The 15,986-nt window shown below is 56.8% G+C and carries 19 protein-coding genes and 1 riboswitch; of the genes, 10 read left to right on the forward strand and 9 right to left on the reverse strand.

Annotated features, from left to right (window positions below; translation table 11 throughout):
* Nucleotides 1-139 precede the first annotated feature (139 nt).
* The 3 genes from ABYV26_RS08045 to ABYV26_RS08055 all read left to right on the forward strand — a co-directional run bounded on the left by ABYV26_RS08045 (nucleotide 140) and on the right by ABYV26_RS08055 (nucleotide 883).
* Nucleotides 140-280, forward strand: a complete 141-nt coding sequence (locus tag ABYV26_RS08045) for a hypothetical protein (protein WP_372679869.1) — start codon at nucleotides 140-142, stop codon at nucleotides 278-280.
* A 12-nt stretch (nucleotides 281-292) separates the two neighbouring features.
* Complete coding sequence (locus ABYV26_RS08050; RefSeq protein ID WP_372679871.1) at nucleotides 293-481, forward strand: hypothetical protein; 189 nt, start codon at nucleotides 293-295, stop codon at nucleotides 479-481.
* A 255-nt stretch (nucleotides 482-736) separates the two neighbouring features.
* Nucleotides 737-883: a hypothetical protein gene (locus ABYV26_RS08055; RefSeq protein ID WP_372679873.1), complete on the forward strand. Its 147-nt coding sequence runs from the start codon at nucleotides 737-739 to the stop codon at nucleotides 881-883.
* A gap of 19 nt (nucleotides 884-902) precedes the next feature.
* On the opposite strand, the gene prmA is transcribed toward ABYV26_RS08055, so the two are convergent.
* The 3 genes from prmA to ABYV26_RS08070 form a co-directional block, all read right to left on the reverse strand.
* A complete protein-coding gene (prmA, locus tag ABYV26_RS08060) occupies nucleotides 903-1,832 on the reverse strand; it encodes a 50S ribosomal protein L11 methyltransferase (protein ID WP_372679875.1) in 930 nt (309 codons plus the stop codon).
* Between the two features lie 154 nt (nucleotides 1,833-1,986).
* Nucleotides 1,987-3,360 (reverse strand): radical SAM protein, encoded by a 1,374-nt coding sequence (locus ABYV26_RS08065; RefSeq protein ID WP_372679877.1) that lies wholly within the window; start codon nucleotides 3,358-3,360, stop codon nucleotides 1,987-1,989.
* On the reverse strand, nucleotides 3,357-4,679 hold the full coding sequence (locus ABYV26_RS08070) for a TIGR04283 family arsenosugar biosynthesis glycosyltransferase (RefSeq protein ID WP_372679879.1): 1,323 nt from the start codon (nucleotides 4,677-4,679) through the stop codon (nucleotides 3,357-3,359). Before ABYV26_RS08070 ends, ABYV26_RS08065 begins: the two co-directional genes overlap by 4 nt.
* Nucleotides 4,680-5,153: 474 nt before the next feature.
* Here ABYV26_RS08070 and ABYV26_RS08075 point away from each other — a divergent pair, with 474 nt between their 5' ends.
* The 6 genes from ABYV26_RS08075 to ABYV26_RS08100 all read left to right on the forward strand — a co-directional run bounded on the left by ABYV26_RS08075 (nucleotide 5,154) and on the right by ABYV26_RS08100 (nucleotide 9,431).
* Nucleotides 5,154-5,861: a DUF4198 domain-containing protein gene (locus ABYV26_RS08075; protein WP_372679904.1), complete on the forward strand. Its 708-nt coding sequence runs from the start codon at nucleotides 5,154-5,156 to the stop codon at nucleotides 5,859-5,861.
* 6 nt (nucleotides 5,862-5,867) lie between these two features.
* Complete coding sequence (gene cbiM / locus ABYV26_RS08080; RefSeq protein ID WP_372679881.1) at nucleotides 5,868-6,497, forward strand: cobalt transporter CbiM; 630 nt, start codon at nucleotides 5,868-5,870, stop codon at nucleotides 6,495-6,497.
* 16 nt (nucleotides 6,498-6,513) lie between these two features.
* A complete protein-coding gene (locus ABYV26_RS08085) occupies nucleotides 6,514-7,131 on the forward strand; it encodes a hypothetical protein (RefSeq protein WP_372679883.1) in 618 nt (205 codons plus the stop codon).
* A complete protein-coding gene (gene cbiQ, locus ABYV26_RS08090) occupies nucleotides 7,128-7,880 on the forward strand; it encodes a cobalt ECF transporter T component CbiQ (protein WP_372679885.1) in 753 nt (250 codons plus the stop codon). Before ABYV26_RS08085 ends, cbiQ begins: the two co-directional genes overlap by 4 nt.
* 86 nt (nucleotides 7,881-7,966) lie before the next feature.
* On the forward strand, nucleotides 7,967-8,689 hold the full coding sequence (locus ABYV26_RS08095) for an energy-coupling factor ABC transporter ATP-binding protein (protein WP_372679887.1): 723 nt from the start codon (nucleotides 7,967-7,969) through the stop codon (nucleotides 8,687-8,689).
* A 139-nt stretch (nucleotides 8,690-8,828) separates the two neighbouring features.
* Entirely contained in the window at nucleotides 8,829-9,431 is a 603-nt protein-coding gene (locus tag ABYV26_RS08100) for a PilZ domain-containing protein (protein WP_372679889.1), read from the forward strand.
* A 14-nt stretch (nucleotides 9,432-9,445) separates the two neighbouring features.
* Here the strand turns inward: ABYV26_RS08100 and ABYV26_RS08105 are convergent, their stop codons facing one another.
* The 3 genes from ABYV26_RS08105 to ABYV26_RS08115 form a co-directional block, all read right to left on the reverse strand.
* Entirely contained in the window at nucleotides 9,446-10,744 is a 1,299-nt protein-coding gene (locus ABYV26_RS08105; protein ID WP_372679891.1) for an O-acetylhomoserine aminocarboxypropyltransferase/cysteine synthase family protein, read from the reverse strand.
* Between the two features lie 104 nt (nucleotides 10,745-10,848).
* Nucleotides 10,849-10,943, reverse strand: a riboswitch (SAM riboswitch).
* A gap of 48 nt (nucleotides 10,944-10,991) precedes the next feature.
* Nucleotides 10,992-11,840 (reverse strand): HDOD domain-containing protein, encoded by an 849-nt coding sequence (locus tag ABYV26_RS08110; RefSeq protein WP_372679893.1) that lies wholly within the window; start codon nucleotides 11,838-11,840, stop codon nucleotides 10,992-10,994.
* A gap of 113 nt (nucleotides 11,841-11,953) precedes the next feature.
* The gene (locus tag ABYV26_RS08115; RefSeq protein ID WP_372679895.1) at nucleotides 11,954-12,523 is read right to left on the reverse strand and encodes a stage II sporulation protein M; all 570 of its coding nucleotides are present in this window, start codon (nucleotides 12,521-12,523) and stop codon (nucleotides 11,954-11,956) included.
* A gap of 139 nt (nucleotides 12,524-12,662) precedes the next feature.
* Between ABYV26_RS08115 and uvsE the strand changes: the two genes are divergently transcribed.
* Nucleotides 12,663-13,559 (forward strand): UV DNA damage repair endonuclease UvsE, encoded by an 897-nt coding sequence (gene uvsE / locus ABYV26_RS08120; RefSeq protein WP_372679897.1) that lies wholly within the window; start codon nucleotides 12,663-12,665, stop codon nucleotides 13,557-13,559.
* A gap of 84 nt (nucleotides 13,560-13,643) precedes the next feature.
* Here the strand turns inward: uvsE and ABYV26_RS08125 are convergent, their stop codons facing one another.
* The 3 genes from ABYV26_RS08125 to ABYV26_RS08135 all read right to left on the reverse strand — a co-directional run bounded on the left by ABYV26_RS08125 (nucleotide 13,644) and on the right by ABYV26_RS08135 (nucleotide 15,728).
* Nucleotides 13,644-14,339, reverse strand: a complete 696-nt coding sequence (locus tag ABYV26_RS08125) for a GntR family transcriptional regulator (protein ID WP_372679899.1) — start codon at nucleotides 14,337-14,339, stop codon at nucleotides 13,644-13,646.
* Nucleotides 14,340-14,350: 11 nt separating this feature from the next.
* Nucleotides 14,351-15,094: a DUF6125 family protein gene (locus tag ABYV26_RS08130; RefSeq protein WP_372679901.1), complete on the reverse strand. Its 744-nt coding sequence runs from the start codon at nucleotides 15,092-15,094 to the stop codon at nucleotides 14,351-14,353.
* Between the two features lie 166 nt (nucleotides 15,095-15,260).
* Complete coding sequence (locus ABYV26_RS08135) at nucleotides 15,261-15,728, reverse strand: DUF123 domain-containing protein (protein WP_372679902.1); 468 nt, start codon at nucleotides 15,726-15,728, stop codon at nucleotides 15,261-15,263.
* Between the last annotated feature and the right edge of the window lie 258 nt (nucleotides 15,729-15,986).

Raw genomic sequence — 15,986 nt, forward strand, 5'->3', positions numbered from 1 at the left:
ATCATAATTAGGCTAATTTGTAGCTAAAATTTGGCTGATACTATTCAAGTTTCTGTTCCCCTTCGATGCCGAAATGGTTCTGCAGGCATCCCTCCATCCGCTATCTAATCATTGTTAGACGCAAACAAAGAAGCCAACCATGAAGCAGTTAGAAAAAGCAAAGGTTGATGAGTTCAAAGCGCACTTCCGGGGGGATGTGCTCTTTCCCGGCGACGCGGACTACGACGACGTGCGCAAGATCTGGAACGGCATGTTCGCCGCAGTCGCCCTATATTTGTGAAAACAGGAGAAAGTGAAAAGTGTGCTGGAAAAAAACCAGGTGGCCTTTATACCGATGAGAAGTACATCGCCAGTCGCTATGGTCTTGGATCCGCGGAGCGATCTTCAAAACGATGTTGAAATGAATAGCGGAAGAAATGAAAGTTTTGAAAATGAAGTTTTGAATATCCAAATCAAAACAAACGAATTGGAAACCTTTTGATATCTGCTATGTTTTTCAATCAGATCTTAACTTTTGAAACCTTTGATTATAATAGCTAATATTGATCTATGTCTGATTTATTGTTTAAGCTCATCATTTTTTGCAGGAGGGTTTTTCTGATACTTCTTGCCTGAACAAAATGCCAATCAATAAAAACATTCATCACTCATCAAATCCCATTCCACTGAACCGTTCAAGCACCGCACGATCCACCAACCAGTCGCCACCCTGTCTGGTAAATAGCAGTCGAAGACGATGGAGATCATCAGTATCCCCTACTTCTACAAGCCGAACCTTGGGGTCGTCACCCAGTTTTTCAAGGTCCGGGAGGTTATACTCCTTTGTGCGGAAAAAAATGCATATCGGGAGATTGAGGGACGGGAAATGCTCGGCGTGGTTTAAAGCTGTGGTCTGTCTTCGGTTATCCGACCTCTGTTCGTCGGGCCGCCATGGCCACCCAACCCTCCTTTTCCAGCACCTCAACCACCGTGAAACCCTGTTCCTGCAGACCTGAAAACACGGCGGCTTTTTTGGCCGTGATAATTCCGGAACAGATGAGTATGCCGTTTTGCTTCAGCACGGCAGTCACATCCGGTAGTAATTCCAAGATGACTTCGGCCAGGATGTTGGCGGCCACCACATCGACGGTCCGGTTCACCCCGTCTACGAGGTTGCCAAAGGAGAGGGTGAACTCCTTGCGGTCAATCTGGTTGGCCAGCAGGTTTTTTTCGGCCACGGCCACGGCCACCTCGTCGTTGTCCACGCCGCAGACGGTACCTGCCCCCAGTTTGGCGGCAGCGATCATCAGGATGCCCGATCCGGTGCCCACGTCTAAAAAGGCGTCACCGGGTTTGAGATGGGCCTGGATCATGTGGATGCACAGGGCTGTGGTGGCATGGGTGCCGGTGCCAAAGGCCATTCCCGGGTCAATCTCCAGAATGATCTCCTGCGGACCGGCCGTGTAGTCCCGCCAGGTGGGCTTAACCACGATGGTGTCGGTGATTTTCTCCGGCCAGAAGTACTCCTTCCAGGCCTCGGCCCAGTCCTGCTCGTCGATGCGGGTGTATTCAACACGGGTGTTGATGCGGGCGACGCGCGCCAGTCGCTGCAGTGATGCTTCAAGCGTTTTGCACTTGTCGCCCGAACCTTGCGTGTCCGCAAAATAGCCCGTGACGCCGGGCGTTTCCGGGGGGGAAACGGCATCATCACCCCAGTCCTGCTCTGGATCCACGTCCGGGTCGTCCACGACGACGCCCTTCAGGTCCAGATCGTAGAAGATATCGGCCACCAGGTCTGTCGCCAGAGATCCGACCGGGCTGTCGAAGGTTACTTTTGCGGCAATCCATTTCATGACGGTTCCGTAAGAAGTCCGATATCTGCGTTACGCTTCATCCCTCTTCACTGCGGCGTACTTCAAGTACGCCTCGTTCCTCTGGATTTGCAAGCCTTAATCTCGAACTTCTTACGGAACCGTCGGAATCACCCATTTTTTTACGGCCCTCATGTCATGGCTTGGTTTTCTTTATCGCCGCATCCGGGCCGTTTTGAAAATGCTCCTTCGGCGGGTTGAAATAGCCGTACTGAAGATCGGGAAAGCGGTTGCGGATCATTTTCAGCAGCGGCGCCATTCCCACGGGCGGGCCGAGGGGCGTGACGGCGTTCATTGCCTGGAGATAGCGCTGGGGATCGAAGTTGAGGTTGCGCCATTGAATCTGGTGCACCGGGTGCTTCTCCAAAAAGACAAACAACGCCGCCGCTTCTTCGGGACTGTCGGTAAAGCCCGGACAGTTGAGATAGTTGATGGCCACGTGCCTGCCTTTGGCGATGGCTAGGTCGATGCTTTCCACGACGTGTGAAAAGCGATATCCCTTAGGGCGAAAATAGGCGGTGTAGCAGGCTTCCCGAACCGAATTCATGCTTACGCGGAGACTGTCCAGGCCTGCATCCAGAAGCGGTGCAAGCAGGTGCGGCAGGCTGGCGTTGGAATTCAGGTTGATGGTACCTTGTGCCGTTTTTTCACGGATCCGGGCAATGGCCGGGCCGATGGTTCCTGCCGCCATGAGCGGATCGCCTTCGCATCCCTGACCGAAGCTCACCACACTGTTTTCTACGCGCGCAATGTGGGCCAGGGCCACGTCGACGATCTCTTCAACCGACGGGGAGAAGGCGATGCGGTTCTGACTGCTGGTTAACCGATCGTTGTGCTGCAGTGAGATGCAGCCCAGGCAGCGGGCATTGCAGGCGCGAGAAGTGGGCAGGGGCGCCTCGTAACGGCCTAAGAAGAAATTCTTGCCTGCCGGACAGCCGTATGTCAACGCGCAGTGCTCCAGATGCCTCACCAGACGGTTGTCTGGCAACCGACTTCGCATCTGTTCGACGCCGGACACGACCTTTTCCCTGGGCATCCGACGAAGGTCCTGGCGGGGTTCCGCGTCCACCACGATGCCCGCCGATCTGAATCCCTGGCTATGCCAGCCAACCGCACCATAGGAAAACAGGGGTAGAATAGCTGCACCGGGGCGCTCTTCATAGGGGCAGGTTCGGGTCAGCACCACGCCGGGAGAGTTAAAGGCCGCCACCGGATAAATTCGTTCGTCCGGGGCATAGGGGTTTCGGTCGACGGGTTTGATCCGTCCGGTTTCCAGATCCATGACCACGGGCGACCGGTCCGGCAGGAACATCAATTCACTGCCGTAAGGCAATTCGATGGTGTCTTCCGTTGTCATCGGCGACAGCAGCGGTCCGTCGGCACCCACGGCGGCAAATCCCTCCAGGTCGAAGATCTCACCTTTTTCATTGGCCACCACGGCAACCAGCAGGCTCGGTTTTTTGCCTGGTTCGGGTTTTCTTTTTCTGGGCGATCGCTGTAGTCTTTTCATGGGTTGGCCTTTTGGGCCGGCAATCGATACAGTGGCGCCAGCCGCTCTGGCGCAACACCGGCAAGAATGCCGACGGCAAGGATGGTATTGATCAGCGTGGTTCGCATTGGCCCCAAGCGCCGCCAGCGTCGACCGGAGGTGACCGCTGCGGCCGGAGCTATGGCGATGCGGCCATGGCGGGCCATCCGGCGAACCAGGTAGAGGTCTTCGGCGATGGGCACTTCCGGGAAACCGCCAACCGCGGCGAAATCACGTTGACGCAGGAACAGCCCCTGGTCGCCGTAAGGCAGCTTGAGCCAGCCGGCACGCAGGTTGGTGAAAAAGGCAATCCATCGCATGGAAGGGTAATGGAGGTCCGTTGCAAAGCGAAACGCCCCCAGTCGGGTGCGCCGGTCCATCATGATGTCGAACACATGATCCACATAATTACGGGGCAGCCGGGTATCCGCGTGGAGAAACAGCAGCACCTCGCCTCGCGCGGCGGCCGCTCCCCGGTTTTGCTGACCGGCCCGGCCCCGTCGACCCGAGACGATGCGGGCGCCGAGGGAGCTGGCAATTTGCACGGTGTGGTCCGTGCTGCCACCGTCGGAGACGATGACCTCCACATCGGGGGATGCGGCGGCGGCCAGGGTTCGGGGCAGTTGCCGTGCCTCATCGAGCGTGGGAATGATCACCGACAGGTAGGGCGTCGGCACATGCATGCTTCCCCGTTCACGGGCCAAATCGTCCGGCGTGTCCAAATCATTCAACGGCGCCAGCAAATGAAGCGTCATCCCTTTTTTCCGGGCCAAGGCCAGGGATTTTTCCAATACATCCGGCCTGGACCACACGATGCCCCCGAAGATGTTTTCGGGTTTTGCCATGCCCACCAGCCAATAGCCGCCATCGATGCTTGGCCCAAACACCAGGTCCTTTTCATGCAGCGCGTTGAAGGCCTCCTCCACTATTTCAGTCGTCAGCCCGGGAGCGTCCGTCCCAACCAGCACCACCCGGCGGGCACCCGCATCAAAGGCGCTTAGCATGGCCAGGTGCATGCGACGGCCTAAACCACCGGCGGCCTGGGCCAGATAACGAATGGGCCCGCCGCCCAGCCATTGGCAAAGCAGTTGCTCACTGCCGCCGTCATGGCAGAACACCAGACGGGCACCGATCCGCATCGACGCCTGGCGGGCGGTTGCCACGGTTTTTTCGGCCAGTCGTTTCTGAAGTGCCGCAGCACCGGCCGGACCTAAGGCAGGGATCAGGCGGGTTTTGGTCACTCCGACGCGTGGGTATCGGCCGAAAACGATCAGATGGGCGGTATCGGCTGGATTTAACACAGTTCTCCTATGGGCGTCGGCTCGGCAAGCAGCAGTCGGTAAGGGTTTTACACCCCTTCATTTATCATATCCTGCAGTCAAAGTACATTCGACAGCAGGGCCTGGATAGCCTTTTACCGCCGCAACGGGATGCGCAAAAACAGCTTGACCGTCGCGATAATTTGCGATACGGCTCATAAGAAACGGACAGGCTGAAGCTTGTCTTTTGCACCTAAAAAAGCGAACAATCCATTCACCCAGGCCACGAAGGTATCCGTCCAGAAGGACGGTCGACGTCGTGGCTTTTTTTGTTTCTTCAGCCGGCCGACGGATGGATCCGTTGATGTCGGCGCCTAATCTATAATTGGCCAATCGATTTGAGTCACAACCCATAGTATGACATATTACGAGAAACGGAGGAGACCGATGCGTTCATTCAAAGCGGGTGTAAGATTAGCCATCGTAGCGTCTGTGGTCCTGTTTACCTGCCCGGCCATGGCTCATTTCGGCATGCTGATTCCTTCTGACAATATGGTGATGCAGGCGGACAGCCGCACGGTCAATTTAACCCTCTCTTTTTCCCACCCCATGGAAATGGTCGGCATGGCGCTGGAAAAGCCCACGGTCTTTGCGGTGTCGGTCAACGGAAAAAACGAGGAACTGCTAGGTATGCTGAAGCCTGCCAGGGTGATGGATCATGCGGCCTGGACTGCCGAGTACCCCATCAAACGCCCCGGCGTATATATGTTCTACATGGAGCCCCAACCATACTGGGAGCCGGCCGAAGACTGCTTCATCGTGCACCTGACCAAAACCGTGGTTACCGCTTTCGGCGATGACGAGGGCTGGGATGCGGAGCTGGGCTTGAAAACCGAAATCGTGCCCCTTTCCAAACCATACGGCCTCTATGCAGGCAATGTGTTCCAAGGAATTGTTAAAATGGACGGCAAACCGGTTGCCTATGCGGATGTGGAAGTGGAGTTTTACAACCGGGATAAGACCGCCCACGCCCCCACGGACTATATGGTTACCCAGACCGTCAAGGCCGACGGCAACGGCGTTTTTACCTATGCCGCACCTGTTTCAGGATGGTGGGGGTTTGCCGCCTTGAACACAGCAGACTACACCATCAAGCACGACGGCAAAGACAAGGATGTGGAGATGGGTGCCGTGATCTGGGTATACTTTCACGATTGGAAATAATTGACGATGCACATTTCCGAAGGTGTCTTGAGCGGGCCGGTGCTGGTTGCCGGGGCGGCCGTGGCCCTGGCCGGTACGGCTATCGGCCTGAAAAAACTGGAGTTGGACCGGGTGGCCCAGGCCGGAATGCTTTCTTCCGCTTTTTTCGTGGCATCGCTGATCCATGTGCCGGTGGGACCGTCCAGTGTTCACCTGATCTTAAACGGCATCGTGGGGCTGTTGTTGGGGTGGGCGGCCTTCCCCGCGATTCTGACGGCCCTGTTGCTTCAGGCCATGATGTTTCAATACGGGGGAATCACCACCCTGGGTGTCAACACCGTGATCATGGCTCTGCCGGCGGTCCTCTGCTACCACCTGTTCGGCCCGTTTGTCCTGAAGCCGTCGCGGATCGCCGTGCCGGCGGCCTTTGCCTGCGGTGCCGGCTCCGTTTTTCTTGGCGCGGTTCTGGCGGGTGTCAGCCTGATGTTCACGGAAGGCAGTTTTCTCGAGGTGGCCGGCCTGGTGGTAACCGCCCACCTACCGGTGATGGCTATCGAGGGGATTGTCACGGTCTTTTGCGTGGCCTTTTTAAAGAAAGTCAAACCAGAGATGCTGCCCGGCTATGATGCTGCGGTCGGGCAACAGGCAAAAAGGTGAGTTAAAGGAAAAGGATATGAAACGATTGGCTGCCGGATTGGCCGTGACGTTGCTCTGCTGCTTTGCTGCCCCTCATGCCGCCCATGCCCACAAGGTGACTGTTTTCGCATGGGCCGAAGGGGACCGGGTCTTCACGCAAAGCAAGTTCAGCGGCGGCAAAATGGTCAAAGCGGGCAAAGTGGAGGTGTTTGACAGCAGCGGAAACCTGCTGCTGGAGGGCCGGACCGATGACCACGGGGAGTTTGCTTTTCAGGCGCCGTCGATCACCGATTTGAAGATCGTGCTCACCGCCGGTATGGGGCACCAGAATTCGTGGCTGCTTTCCGCCGCTGATCTGGGCCAGGCAGAACGCACCCCGCGCGCAACACAGGCCTCACCGCCTGATCCGGCATTCTTGGAGGCACCCCGGGCGTCGGTTCCATCAACAGTGGGTCCGGATTTGACAGCCCGGGACATCGAGGCCATTGTCGCCCGTCAGCTCGAAGAGAAGATCAAGCCCCTGGTCCGAATGGTCGCCGCATCCCAGGAAAAAAAAACCACGATGGCTGACATTGTCGGCGGCATCGGCTACATTATCGGCCTGGTTGGGCTGGGCGCCTATGTGCGCTACCGAAAGGAGCCCCGTCGTCCATGATCCGAGAATCTTTTGCCGAGGGCTCCTCGTGGGTACACGGCATCGACCCCCGGTTGCGGGTGGTCGGCGCCGCGGCGTTTGCCGTGGTGGTGGCCGTTTCCTACGACTTTACAGCGCTGTTCTTCGCCCTGATCCTGTCGTTTTGCATGGCATTGTCGGCCCGGCTATATGTTCAGACGGTTCTGCAGCGCCTTTTGGCGCCGGCCGTCTTTCTGCTGCTGCTGTGGGCGGTGCTGCCCTGGTCCTATGAAGGGGATGCGCTGGCTGCCTTGGGACCGCTGACCATCACCCGCCCGGGTGTGACCCTGTGTGCCCAGATCAGTCTGAAGACCGTCTGCCTGATGGTGGCCTTCATGGCCCTGGTGGCCACCATGACCGTGGACACCCTCGGCCACGCCCTGAACCGCCTGTGGCTGCCGGACAAGATGGTGCATCTGCTTTTGATCACCTATCGCTACCTGTTCGTCATCGAGCAGGAATACCAGCGCCTGGTGCGGGCGATGAAGATCCGCAATTTCCATGCGAAGACCAACCTGCACAGCTACCGCACCTATGCCTACCTGGTGGGCATGCTCTTCGTCAGGGCTTCGGAGCGCGCCCGGCGGGTGCACAACGCTATGATCTGTCGCGGTTTCAACGGCCGGTTTGTAAGTCTTCGCGCGTTTCCACCCAATCCCCTGAACCCCATTTTTGGCCTTGGCGTCAGCCTTTCGCTGGCCTTGCTGGTGACGCTGGAGTGGGTGAAATGAGTTGATGCGATCCGTGAGCCCATGGTACAAGGCAGCTGTCATTTCCCGATGCAGGCCGGTTCCAATCCATCGCAAGGCGCCAATCCATGAGTCCCGTTATTTTTAACCTGTCCAAGATCCGCTACGCTTACCCAGGCGGGCCGCTGGTCCTCAACGACCTCGATTTTCACTTGCATGTCGGCGACCGCATCGGCCTGGTGGCCCCCAACGGAAGCGGCAAGACCACCTTGTTTCACATCATCATGGGTTTGCTCAGACCTCTTTCCGGAACCGTCGAGGCGTTTGGTGAGGTGCGGGAAGCTGAGGCCGATTTCATCGAGGTTCGCCGGCGCATCGGGCTATTGTTTCAGGACGCCGACGACCAGCTTTTTTCTCCCACCGTGCTGGAGGATGTGGCCTTCGGACCGCTGAATTTAGGAAAATCCCGCGAAGCGGCGGTGACCGTTGCCAGAAAAACCTTGGATTTCCTGGGTCTAAACGGTTTCGAAGACCGGGTCACCTACAAGTTGTCCGGTGGGGAAAAGCGACTGGTTTCCCTGGCCACGGTGCTGGCCATGGAGCCCGAGGTGCTGCTGCTGGACGAACCCTCCTCCGGCCTGGATTCGGCGACCAAGGAGACGCTCATCGACATTCTCAACGGACTGGATCTCTCTTTCGTGCTCATTTCCCACGAATTTGATTTTCTCTCCAAAACCACGCAGCACATCTATACCTTGGATGGCGGGCGGATCCGCTTTGACCAGGAGCTTGACGTCCACACCCATGAACACGCCCATCTGATGGGCAAGCAGCCCCATCGGCACCTGTGACGCGTGTCTGCCTTCCCGAAAACCTTTCTTCGATTGTAACTCATTGATCAAAATAGATATCTGCTTTACAGCCGTATGAATATGTATTATTTCACAATTGGTGGCAAACGATAATCCGGTCTATCGCAAAGGAAAAATCATGGGTATGGACAAAGGTGGCTTGAAGCTGCAACGGGGCGCCCTGTTGCGGTTTGTTGACGAAGAGAAGGGTGAAATGACCGAAGCGCTTTTCATCGGTCCCGAAGACAACAGCGACTTTGTCGTTGTCCCGTTGTCGGAAACGATGCTGCTGAAAAAAGAAGGTGAACCCTTACACGCCAGATGCCAATTTCAAGGCGATATGGTCGAATTCCGGTCCACGATTGTGGAAATTTTCGACCGGCCGGTCCATCTGTGGCGAATCAAGGTGCCGACGGAGGTCAACACCTTCGATTTGCGTGACCACAAGCGAATTCAATGCTCCGTGTCCGCAAATATCGAAGCCATCCACCGAGGGCAGTTCATCACGGGTATTATGCGGGATGTCAGCAAAAGTGGCGCACGCTGCGTGTTTCAGCGTTCGGAAGAGGCGGAAAACGCGTTTAACCTCGACCAGACGATTACCCTGCGCTGCGCGTTTCCGGGCATTCCAGGAGAACAGTCCACGGAGGGCACGATTACCGAAATCCTAAAATCGGAAACAGAGCTGTCCATCGGCATTCAATTCGCCGAATCGGTCTGGTGGGTGCCGCCCTATCACTGAAATTTAGTATCCACCTACCCCTGGCAGGCCACGCCGGCCGTCAGGGCGTTGTCCAGATCGTCCACAATATCCTGAATGTCCTCGATGCCCACGCTCAGACGGATGAAATCCGGGGTGACCCCGGCGGCCTGCTGTTCGGCGTCGGTGAGCTGTTCGTGGGTCGTGGAGGCCGGGTGGATTACCAGGCTCTTGGCGTCGCCGATATTGGCCAGATGGCTGAACAGCTGAAGGCTTTCGATGAATTTGACGGCCGATGCCTGACCCCCCTTGATCCCGAATCCCACCAGCGCCCCTTGTCCTTTGGCGAGATATTTTTCCACCAGGGGGTAGGTTGGCGACGATTCCAGGCCGGGATAACGAACCCAGGACACACAGCCGTGGTTTTCCAGGAAGCGGGCAACGGCCATACCGTTTTCCGAGTGGCGCTGCATTCTCAAATGCAGGGTTTCCAGCCCCTGGAGGAACATCCAGGCGTTGAAGGGGCTCATGGCCGCGCCCATGTCCCGCAGTCCCAGTACCCGGGCCCGCAGGATAAACGCCAGGTTGCCGAAAGCCTCCACGAACTTCAATCCGTGGTAGGCCGGATCCGGTTCGACGAAATCGGGGAACCGGCCCGAAGCGGCCCAGTCGAATGAACCTGAATCCACGATGACGCCGCCGATGGAGGTGCCGTGCCCGCCGATAAACTTGGTGGCCGAGTGGATCACGATGGCCGCCCCATGGTCGAAAGGCCGGGTGAGGTAAGGGGTCGTGACCGTGTTGTCCACCACCAAAGGGATGCCGTGGCGATTGCCAATGGCGGCTATGGGCGCCAAGTCGATGATGTCGAGCTTAGGATTGCCGATGGTTTCCACGAAAAAGGCTTGGGTTCTTTTCGTGACGGCGCCCTCCCATGCCTTCAGGTCGTGAGGGGATACAAAGCGGACCGTGATGCCCATTTTTTTGAGGGTGTGGGAAAACAGGCTGACCGTGCCGCCGTATAGCTCTGCCGAGGCGACGATCTCATCGCCGGCCTGGGCCAGGGTCAACATGGTCAGCGTCTCCGCCGCCTGCCCGGATGCAACCGCCAGGGCGCCCACACCGCCTTCCAACTCCGCCACCCGCTTTTCGAGCACATCTGTCGTTGGGTTCATGATGCGGGTGTAAATGTTGCCGAACTGACGAAGGCCAAACAGGTCGGCGGCATGTTTCGAACTGTCAAAGGTAAACGAGGATGTCTGGTACAAAGGCACCGCCCGTGAGTGGGTGGTGGGGTCCGGCGTGTGGCCGGCATGCACCGCTTTGGTTGCAAAGCCTCTTATAAATTCGGTCATTTTCGATTCTCCTTGGTTTGGCGGGGGCCTTTTTATAGGCAAACAAAAAAGCCGCGGCCTCTAAGGGGAAGGCGGCGGCTGAATCGTTGCCTCTGGCATTGGGCCGCATGTTTCCTGTTGGGGCTGGAATTGGCACCTTGTCCGTTCAGGTTGCCGGGCGATCAATGGGCCAGGTCCCTATCGCCACTCTTCATGATCGTTTCAAAAGAAGCTAATTGGAGATGAAGGTTTGTCAAGGGGAGCAGGGTCAGGCGGCTTCCATGAAACCTTGAATGACCCGATTAAAGCTTTTGTATACGATCATGAGGCTTTTGATCTGCTGTTTGTCGGTGAAAAAGTCGTTGAAGACATCTTGGTATACATGATAGGCCAGACGGTCGACGCCGATGCCTGTGTCCACCATCATGGCCACCATGTCGGCCAGGTAGAGCGTGGCGGTGGCCGGGTCGTTTCGCGAGGCTGTATCGGGTAGGTGGTGATTTTCGATCATATAGGTCATATGGGGGCTGAAATGCCATTGTTTGGCGATGATGCCCCCCAGTGCCGTGTGGTCGATCCCCAGCACCGCTTTTTCGGCTTCGACGAAACTCATGCTTTTTTCGGCCACCAGTTTTTTGATCGCCGGAAGCTCGTCAGCCACGTACTCGTGGAGAATGACCTTGCCGATATCCTTGAGCAGGGCAGCGGTATAGATGGCCGGAAGACTCATCAAATCCTTCTGGCCGGCAAGGGTTCTGGCGACCATGGCTACGGCCAGGCTCTGGCGCCACAGGTCCCCTTTGGCCAGGCCATATCCACTCTGGGGGCGCTGCAGGTTGCCGGACAGGTTTTGCGACAGCACCATTTCAACGACCTGCTGCAATCCCAGCATGGAGACAGCCTGACTGACCGAATCGACTTTGACCGGCAACCCCAAGTGGGCGGAGTTGACCGTTTTCAGCAGGTTGGCGGTAATTGCCGGATCCCGCTCGACCACCTCCACCAGGTCACGCAGCGACGATTCCGGGTCGTCGGCGAGATCAAGGACTTTGTGGATGACCGTTGGAATGGGCTCCAACCGGTCTACTTTCTTGATTATCTGGGTCAGGCTGGCCATCGTTCATCGATCCTTTTCTACCGTTTTGGGTGCTGCCCCCGCTATCGGGCGCGCTGCTATAACACATCGGTCTTTTCAGGGCAGACATTAGAAAATTTTATGGCGGCTTTTCATTATCCTGGAAACCATTCGGCAAGATGCCCGCGACCCTCAACGATGGCGGCCAGCAGCAGCAGGGGGAGAACGATCAGAAAAAAAATTTGGTTGGACCGTTGCCAGCGTTGAAAATAGGTTCCGGGATCAGTGCTGAACCGATACCCTGCGCCGCGCCAGAGACCAACGCCCCAGGCGATCAACATGGCGGGCCATTCAAACATGCCGTGGGGAGCCAGCATGGCGGCGGCATCAGCCAGGGAAGGAACGCCGGTGGTCACCACGATCCAGCCCAAGATTAGACCGTTTGCGATGGCGGTGACCATGGGAAGCCAGCCCCACAGGGTGACCAGACACATGGTGATATAGGTGGCCACCAAGTTATGCATAAACAATGAAAAGATGAAAGCGGGGCCACCTTTTCCAGCGAACTTGCCGGCCAGACTGCTGGCCGCCTGCTGGAAAAAACCCAGCTTGTCGGCATAGATCCACCCCCCCAGACAACTGGCGGAATAGACCAGCAGGGCGATCAACAGGCAGTAGCGGGCCTGGTAAAGGGTTGACAGGGCAACGGCGTAGTGACGTTTCAACACATTCTCATCCAATCCTGCGGAGTGGGGTCTGGCGGGACGCGTCACGACCCTGTCAACGGTATTGGTTGATGTCCGGGGTTCAAGGTTTCGAGGATTCCTTTCAATTTAAACCGCTCATCCATGTTGAGGTGATTCGATGATCCGTCTTGGCCTTTGCTGCATTTTTCGAGAGGCACCCATCAAGTTCCGGCGCACCACGGCCAAGTACCTGTTGTCAAAAACCGAGGCGGATCGGGCAAGGCACTTGTCGTCCATTTGTATGCACAACGCCGATGCGCTTTACCAGGCATTGAAATTTTGTGCTGACAATGGCATTGGCGCCTTTCGGATCAACAGCCAGATCCTGCCCGTTAAAACCCACCCCGATGCCGGATATGCGCTGCATGAACTACCGGAAGGAGACCAGATCATCGCGCGTTTCGAGCAATGCGGGAACTTCAGCCTGAACAACGGCATCCGAACCTCTTTTCACCCGGATCAGTTTCTGGTGCTTTCCTCGCCGGACGCCGGCGTGGTCAACCGCTCGGTGGCGGACTTGGAATACCATGCCCAGGTGGCCGAGTGGGTGGCTGCCGACGTGATCAACATCCACGGCGGCGGGGCTTACGGTGATAAGCGGACGGCCCTGAGGCGCTTGGCATCGGTTATCGACCGGTTATCCCCGAAGGTGAAAAGTCGGTTGACGCTGGAAAACGATGACCGGGTATACACGCCGGCGGATTTGCTGTCCGTGTGCACGGCCACCGGCGTTCCCCTTGTTTATGATGTTCATCACCACCGCTGCCGGCCTGACGGGAAAAGCGTAAAAGCGGTTACCGCCGCGGCGATATCTACCTGGCGTCGTGAGCCGCTTTTTCATCTCTCCAGCCCACTGAACGGTTGGGATGAGGGGCCGTGCAGGCCTCATCACGACTTCATCGATCCGGCGGATTTCCCTGATTGCTGGCTTGATCTGAATATAACGGTGGATGTGGAGGCCAAAGCCAAAGAACTAGCCGTGCTGAAGCTAAAATCGGATTTGGCAGGCAGATGATTGAAGTCTCCCCACGAATCCAATGCGCGGGATCTATGCTGCTTCGCGCGGGCAAGCGGCGGAGAGTGCGTTCGCAGCCGCGGTTCAAAAGCCGGCCCTGTATTTTTCCTTCATCAGCCGTTCAAGTCCGCTGAGTACGTGATTTTTAACGCTGTTGATGTGCCCCGAGAGCACTGTTTTGGCATCATTCAACTGGTTGTTGCGAATGTGGCCAAACAATTCTTTGTGGGCGGTGTCCGCTTTGTCCATCGAGGTGGAAAAAAGAATATTCCCCCCATATTTGAGATAAAGCAGGTCGAACAGCAATCGCAGGGTCTGATGCTGAACCCGGTTGCCGGACAGGCCCGCCAGTGTCAGGTGAAACTCCATATCCTTGAGCAATCTACCGTACAGGTAGATCTCCCGTGAGGCTTTTAGGTGGGCATTCAATGCCTCCTCCAGCTTTTTTACAGCCGTATCGTCCAATCGGGCCATGGTCTGGGGCAGCAGGGCCAGCTCGATCTGCTCCCGAAAGTCGTAGATCTCCTCCACTTCCTGGATGCTGATCGGCTCGGTGTAATAACCGCGATGGCGCTCATGTCGGACCAGGCCCTGAAATTCAAGCCACTTCAACGCCTGGATCACCGGCGTCTGGCTCATGCCCAGCCGTTCGGCCAGATCCCGGTAAGCGATTTTCTGTCCGGGTACGATCTCGTTGTGAAACAGCATGTGCCGGATGCCCTGGTAAGCCTTGTGCGTGTGGCCGGCATCCGACATCTTTTTTGCTTTTTGGGGGGGCATTTAATCGTCCTTTATTTCAGCGAAAAACGCCAAGCGCAATACCAATCGGCCGGATGGTCATCCGGGGGGCAGGCGATGCATTCGGTTCGAATGCGCGGGTCGATGGCCCGGGCAAAATAGGAGTACTCCACCAGACCGGCTGATTTGCAGGGATAGTCGGGCAGTTGCTTGCCATTGCGGGCCAGCTGGACCCGGCATTCGTTCATGCAGAAAATGAAGGCGTCAGGTCCCTCGTCGGTAAAAGACTGCACGTTGATCCGGGCGTAGACACGAAAACGCAAGGCTTTTTTCAACCCTTCCAGGCCGGGCTGCTCGCCGAGTCCCAAAAATCGTTTGACGGCCCAGGCCTCGAAGGGGGAGAAATGGGCCCAGCATGAGTCGTTGCAGCGTTTGGCGTCGTTCATGCCGCTGGTGAACTCCACGGACTGAAACCATACGCCGTCATTGGCCAGCCAGTTGATGGCCGCGCCGTCAAGAAGCGCCAGGAGATCGCTTTTGGGCAGGTTCAGTAGAGGTATCGGGATGCCGTCTTGCATGTCGAAACCCAAAAGCTTGGAGAGCCGGTTGAGTTGAATGCCCACGCTTTTTTCCGAGGCGACCGACAAGGCCTCCAGGGCCTTCTCCATGCCCATCTGGTGGCGGATCTCGGTGAACCAGAGTGCATAGTGGACGATGGTCCGATGCATGACATCCATGATTAAGCGCGCGGTCTGCTCCTGGCTCAGATCATCGATGCTTTCAGCGGTATCGGTCATGGGGCGCCTCCTCTCGTGGATCGGGAAATTCCTGGATGGGTCCGCAGGCGAAAGTCGATCGGTGAGCACTGTAGGCAAAGGCCGTGGTGAAGTCAAGAGATGCGAACATTAGCCCAAAAGACGGAGTTGCCGGCAGCACCGAACCGGTGCGTTGGCGCCAATCGATTCAGGTAATGCTAGCGCCATGGATCAGAGCGAACCGGTTGAGTGGACCATGTGCCGGTATGACCCTGCGGACCTGCTTTTCAAAACGATAAAAGCCAGGCGGTCTGGCCATATGGATCAGGTGTGAGCGGCATTTGCAGTCAGCGGCTCCGAAACCTTCAATGGGGCGAGAGGCCCCATCGAGGCCGGAAAAAAGCGTCGCCCAATCATGCTCGCGTTTGACCGGATCAGTGGTGGTCCAGATTTCTACCGGACGCAGGGCGCTCTTGATATAGTCCAGATGCCAGTGGGGCCGGTGGGATGGCTTCAGATGATGGGACAACCGAGAGTGCAATCCGCCGGGGCCGAAAGCGCTGCCCACGTAGATCCAGTACCCCCTGGATAAAAACACCAACCCGAGTTTTCCGGCGACCGCCTGAAAAGACACCGGACTACGGAAAACCAGGGCATAGGTGCCATGACTGGTCATGAAGGTTTCCTGGACGGTATAGTAAGGGTGATGGCGCTATTGATTATCGGAAATCGGCAAGCGGGTCAACGGCAAGGTGTGTTAACCGCCCGGTCGGGGCATTGCCTTCTTTACTTTACATTGCCGGCAATTTCAGTTATTTTTACGAGCTTATCAATCGTTCATGGTTTTAAACCGACTTACAGCCATGCCCGTTAAGGAACCCATAGTGGTATTGATTTGATGACGCCATCCTACACCATCTCCAACATGCTTGCC

It is taken from the genome of Desulfosarcina sp., from assembly GCF_041551955.1.
Taxonomy (GTDB): Bacteria; Desulfobacterota; Desulfobacteria; order Desulfobacterales; family Desulfosarcinaceae; genus Desulfosarcina.

Bases quoted from the DNA above. Each gene is read 5' to 3' on its own strand.
- ABYV26_RS08045 (WP_372679869.1), top strand. From the start codon at position 140: ATGAAGCAGTTAGAAAAAGCAAAGGTTGATGAGTTCAAAGCGCACTTC.
- ABYV26_RS08055 (WP_372679873.1), top strand. From the start codon at position 737: ATGGAGATCATCAGTATCCCCTACTTCTACAAGCCGAACCTTGGGGTC.
- prmA (WP_372679875.1), bottom strand. From the start codon at position 1,832: ATGAAATGGATTGCCGCAAAAGTAACCTTCGACAGCCCGGTCGGATCT.
- ABYV26_RS08065 (WP_372679877.1), bottom strand. From the start codon at position 3,360: ATGAAAAGACTACAGCGATCGCCCAGAAAAAGAAAACCCGAACCAGGC.
- ABYV26_RS08075 (WP_372679904.1), top strand. From the start codon at position 5,154: ATGGCTCATTTCGGCATGCTGATTCCTTCTGACAATATGGTGATGCAG.
- cbiM (WP_372679881.1), top strand. From the start codon at position 5,868: ATGCACATTTCCGAAGGTGTCTTGAGCGGGCCGGTGCTGGTTGCCGGG.
- ABYV26_RS08085 (WP_372679883.1), top strand. From the start codon at position 6,514: ATGAAACGATTGGCTGCCGGATTGGCCGTGACGTTGCTCTGCTGCTTT.
- cbiQ (WP_372679885.1), top strand. From the start codon at position 7,128: ATGATCCGAGAATCTTTTGCCGAGGGCTCCTCGTGGGTACACGGCATC.
- ABYV26_RS08095 (WP_372679887.1), top strand. From the start codon at position 7,967: ATGAGTCCCGTTATTTTTAACCTGTCCAAGATCCGCTACGCTTACCCA.
- ABYV26_RS08100 (WP_372679889.1), top strand. From the start codon at position 8,829: ATGGGTATGGACAAAGGTGGCTTGAAGCTGCAACGGGGCGCCCTGTTG.
- ABYV26_RS08105 (WP_372679891.1), bottom strand. From the start codon at position 10,744: ATGACCGAATTTATAAGAGGCTTTGCAACCAAAGCGGTGCATGCCGGC.
- ABYV26_RS08110 (WP_372679893.1), bottom strand. From the start codon at position 11,840: ATGGCCAGCCTGACCCAGATAATCAAGAAAGTAGACCGGTTGGAGCCC.
- uvsE (WP_372679897.1), top strand. From the start codon at position 12,663: ATGATCCGTCTTGGCCTTTGCTGCATTTTTCGAGAGGCACCCATCAAG.
- ABYV26_RS08125 (WP_372679899.1), bottom strand. From the start codon at position 14,339: ATGCCCCCCCAAAAAGCAAAAAAGATGTCGGATGCCGGCCACACGCAC.
- ABYV26_RS08130 (WP_372679901.1), bottom strand. From the start codon at position 15,094: ATGACCGATACCGCTGAAAGCATCGATGATCTGAGCCAGGAGCAGACC.
- ABYV26_RS08135 (WP_372679902.1), bottom strand. From the start codon at position 15,728: ATGACCAGTCATGGCACCTATGCCCTGGTTTTCCGTAGTCCGGTGTCT.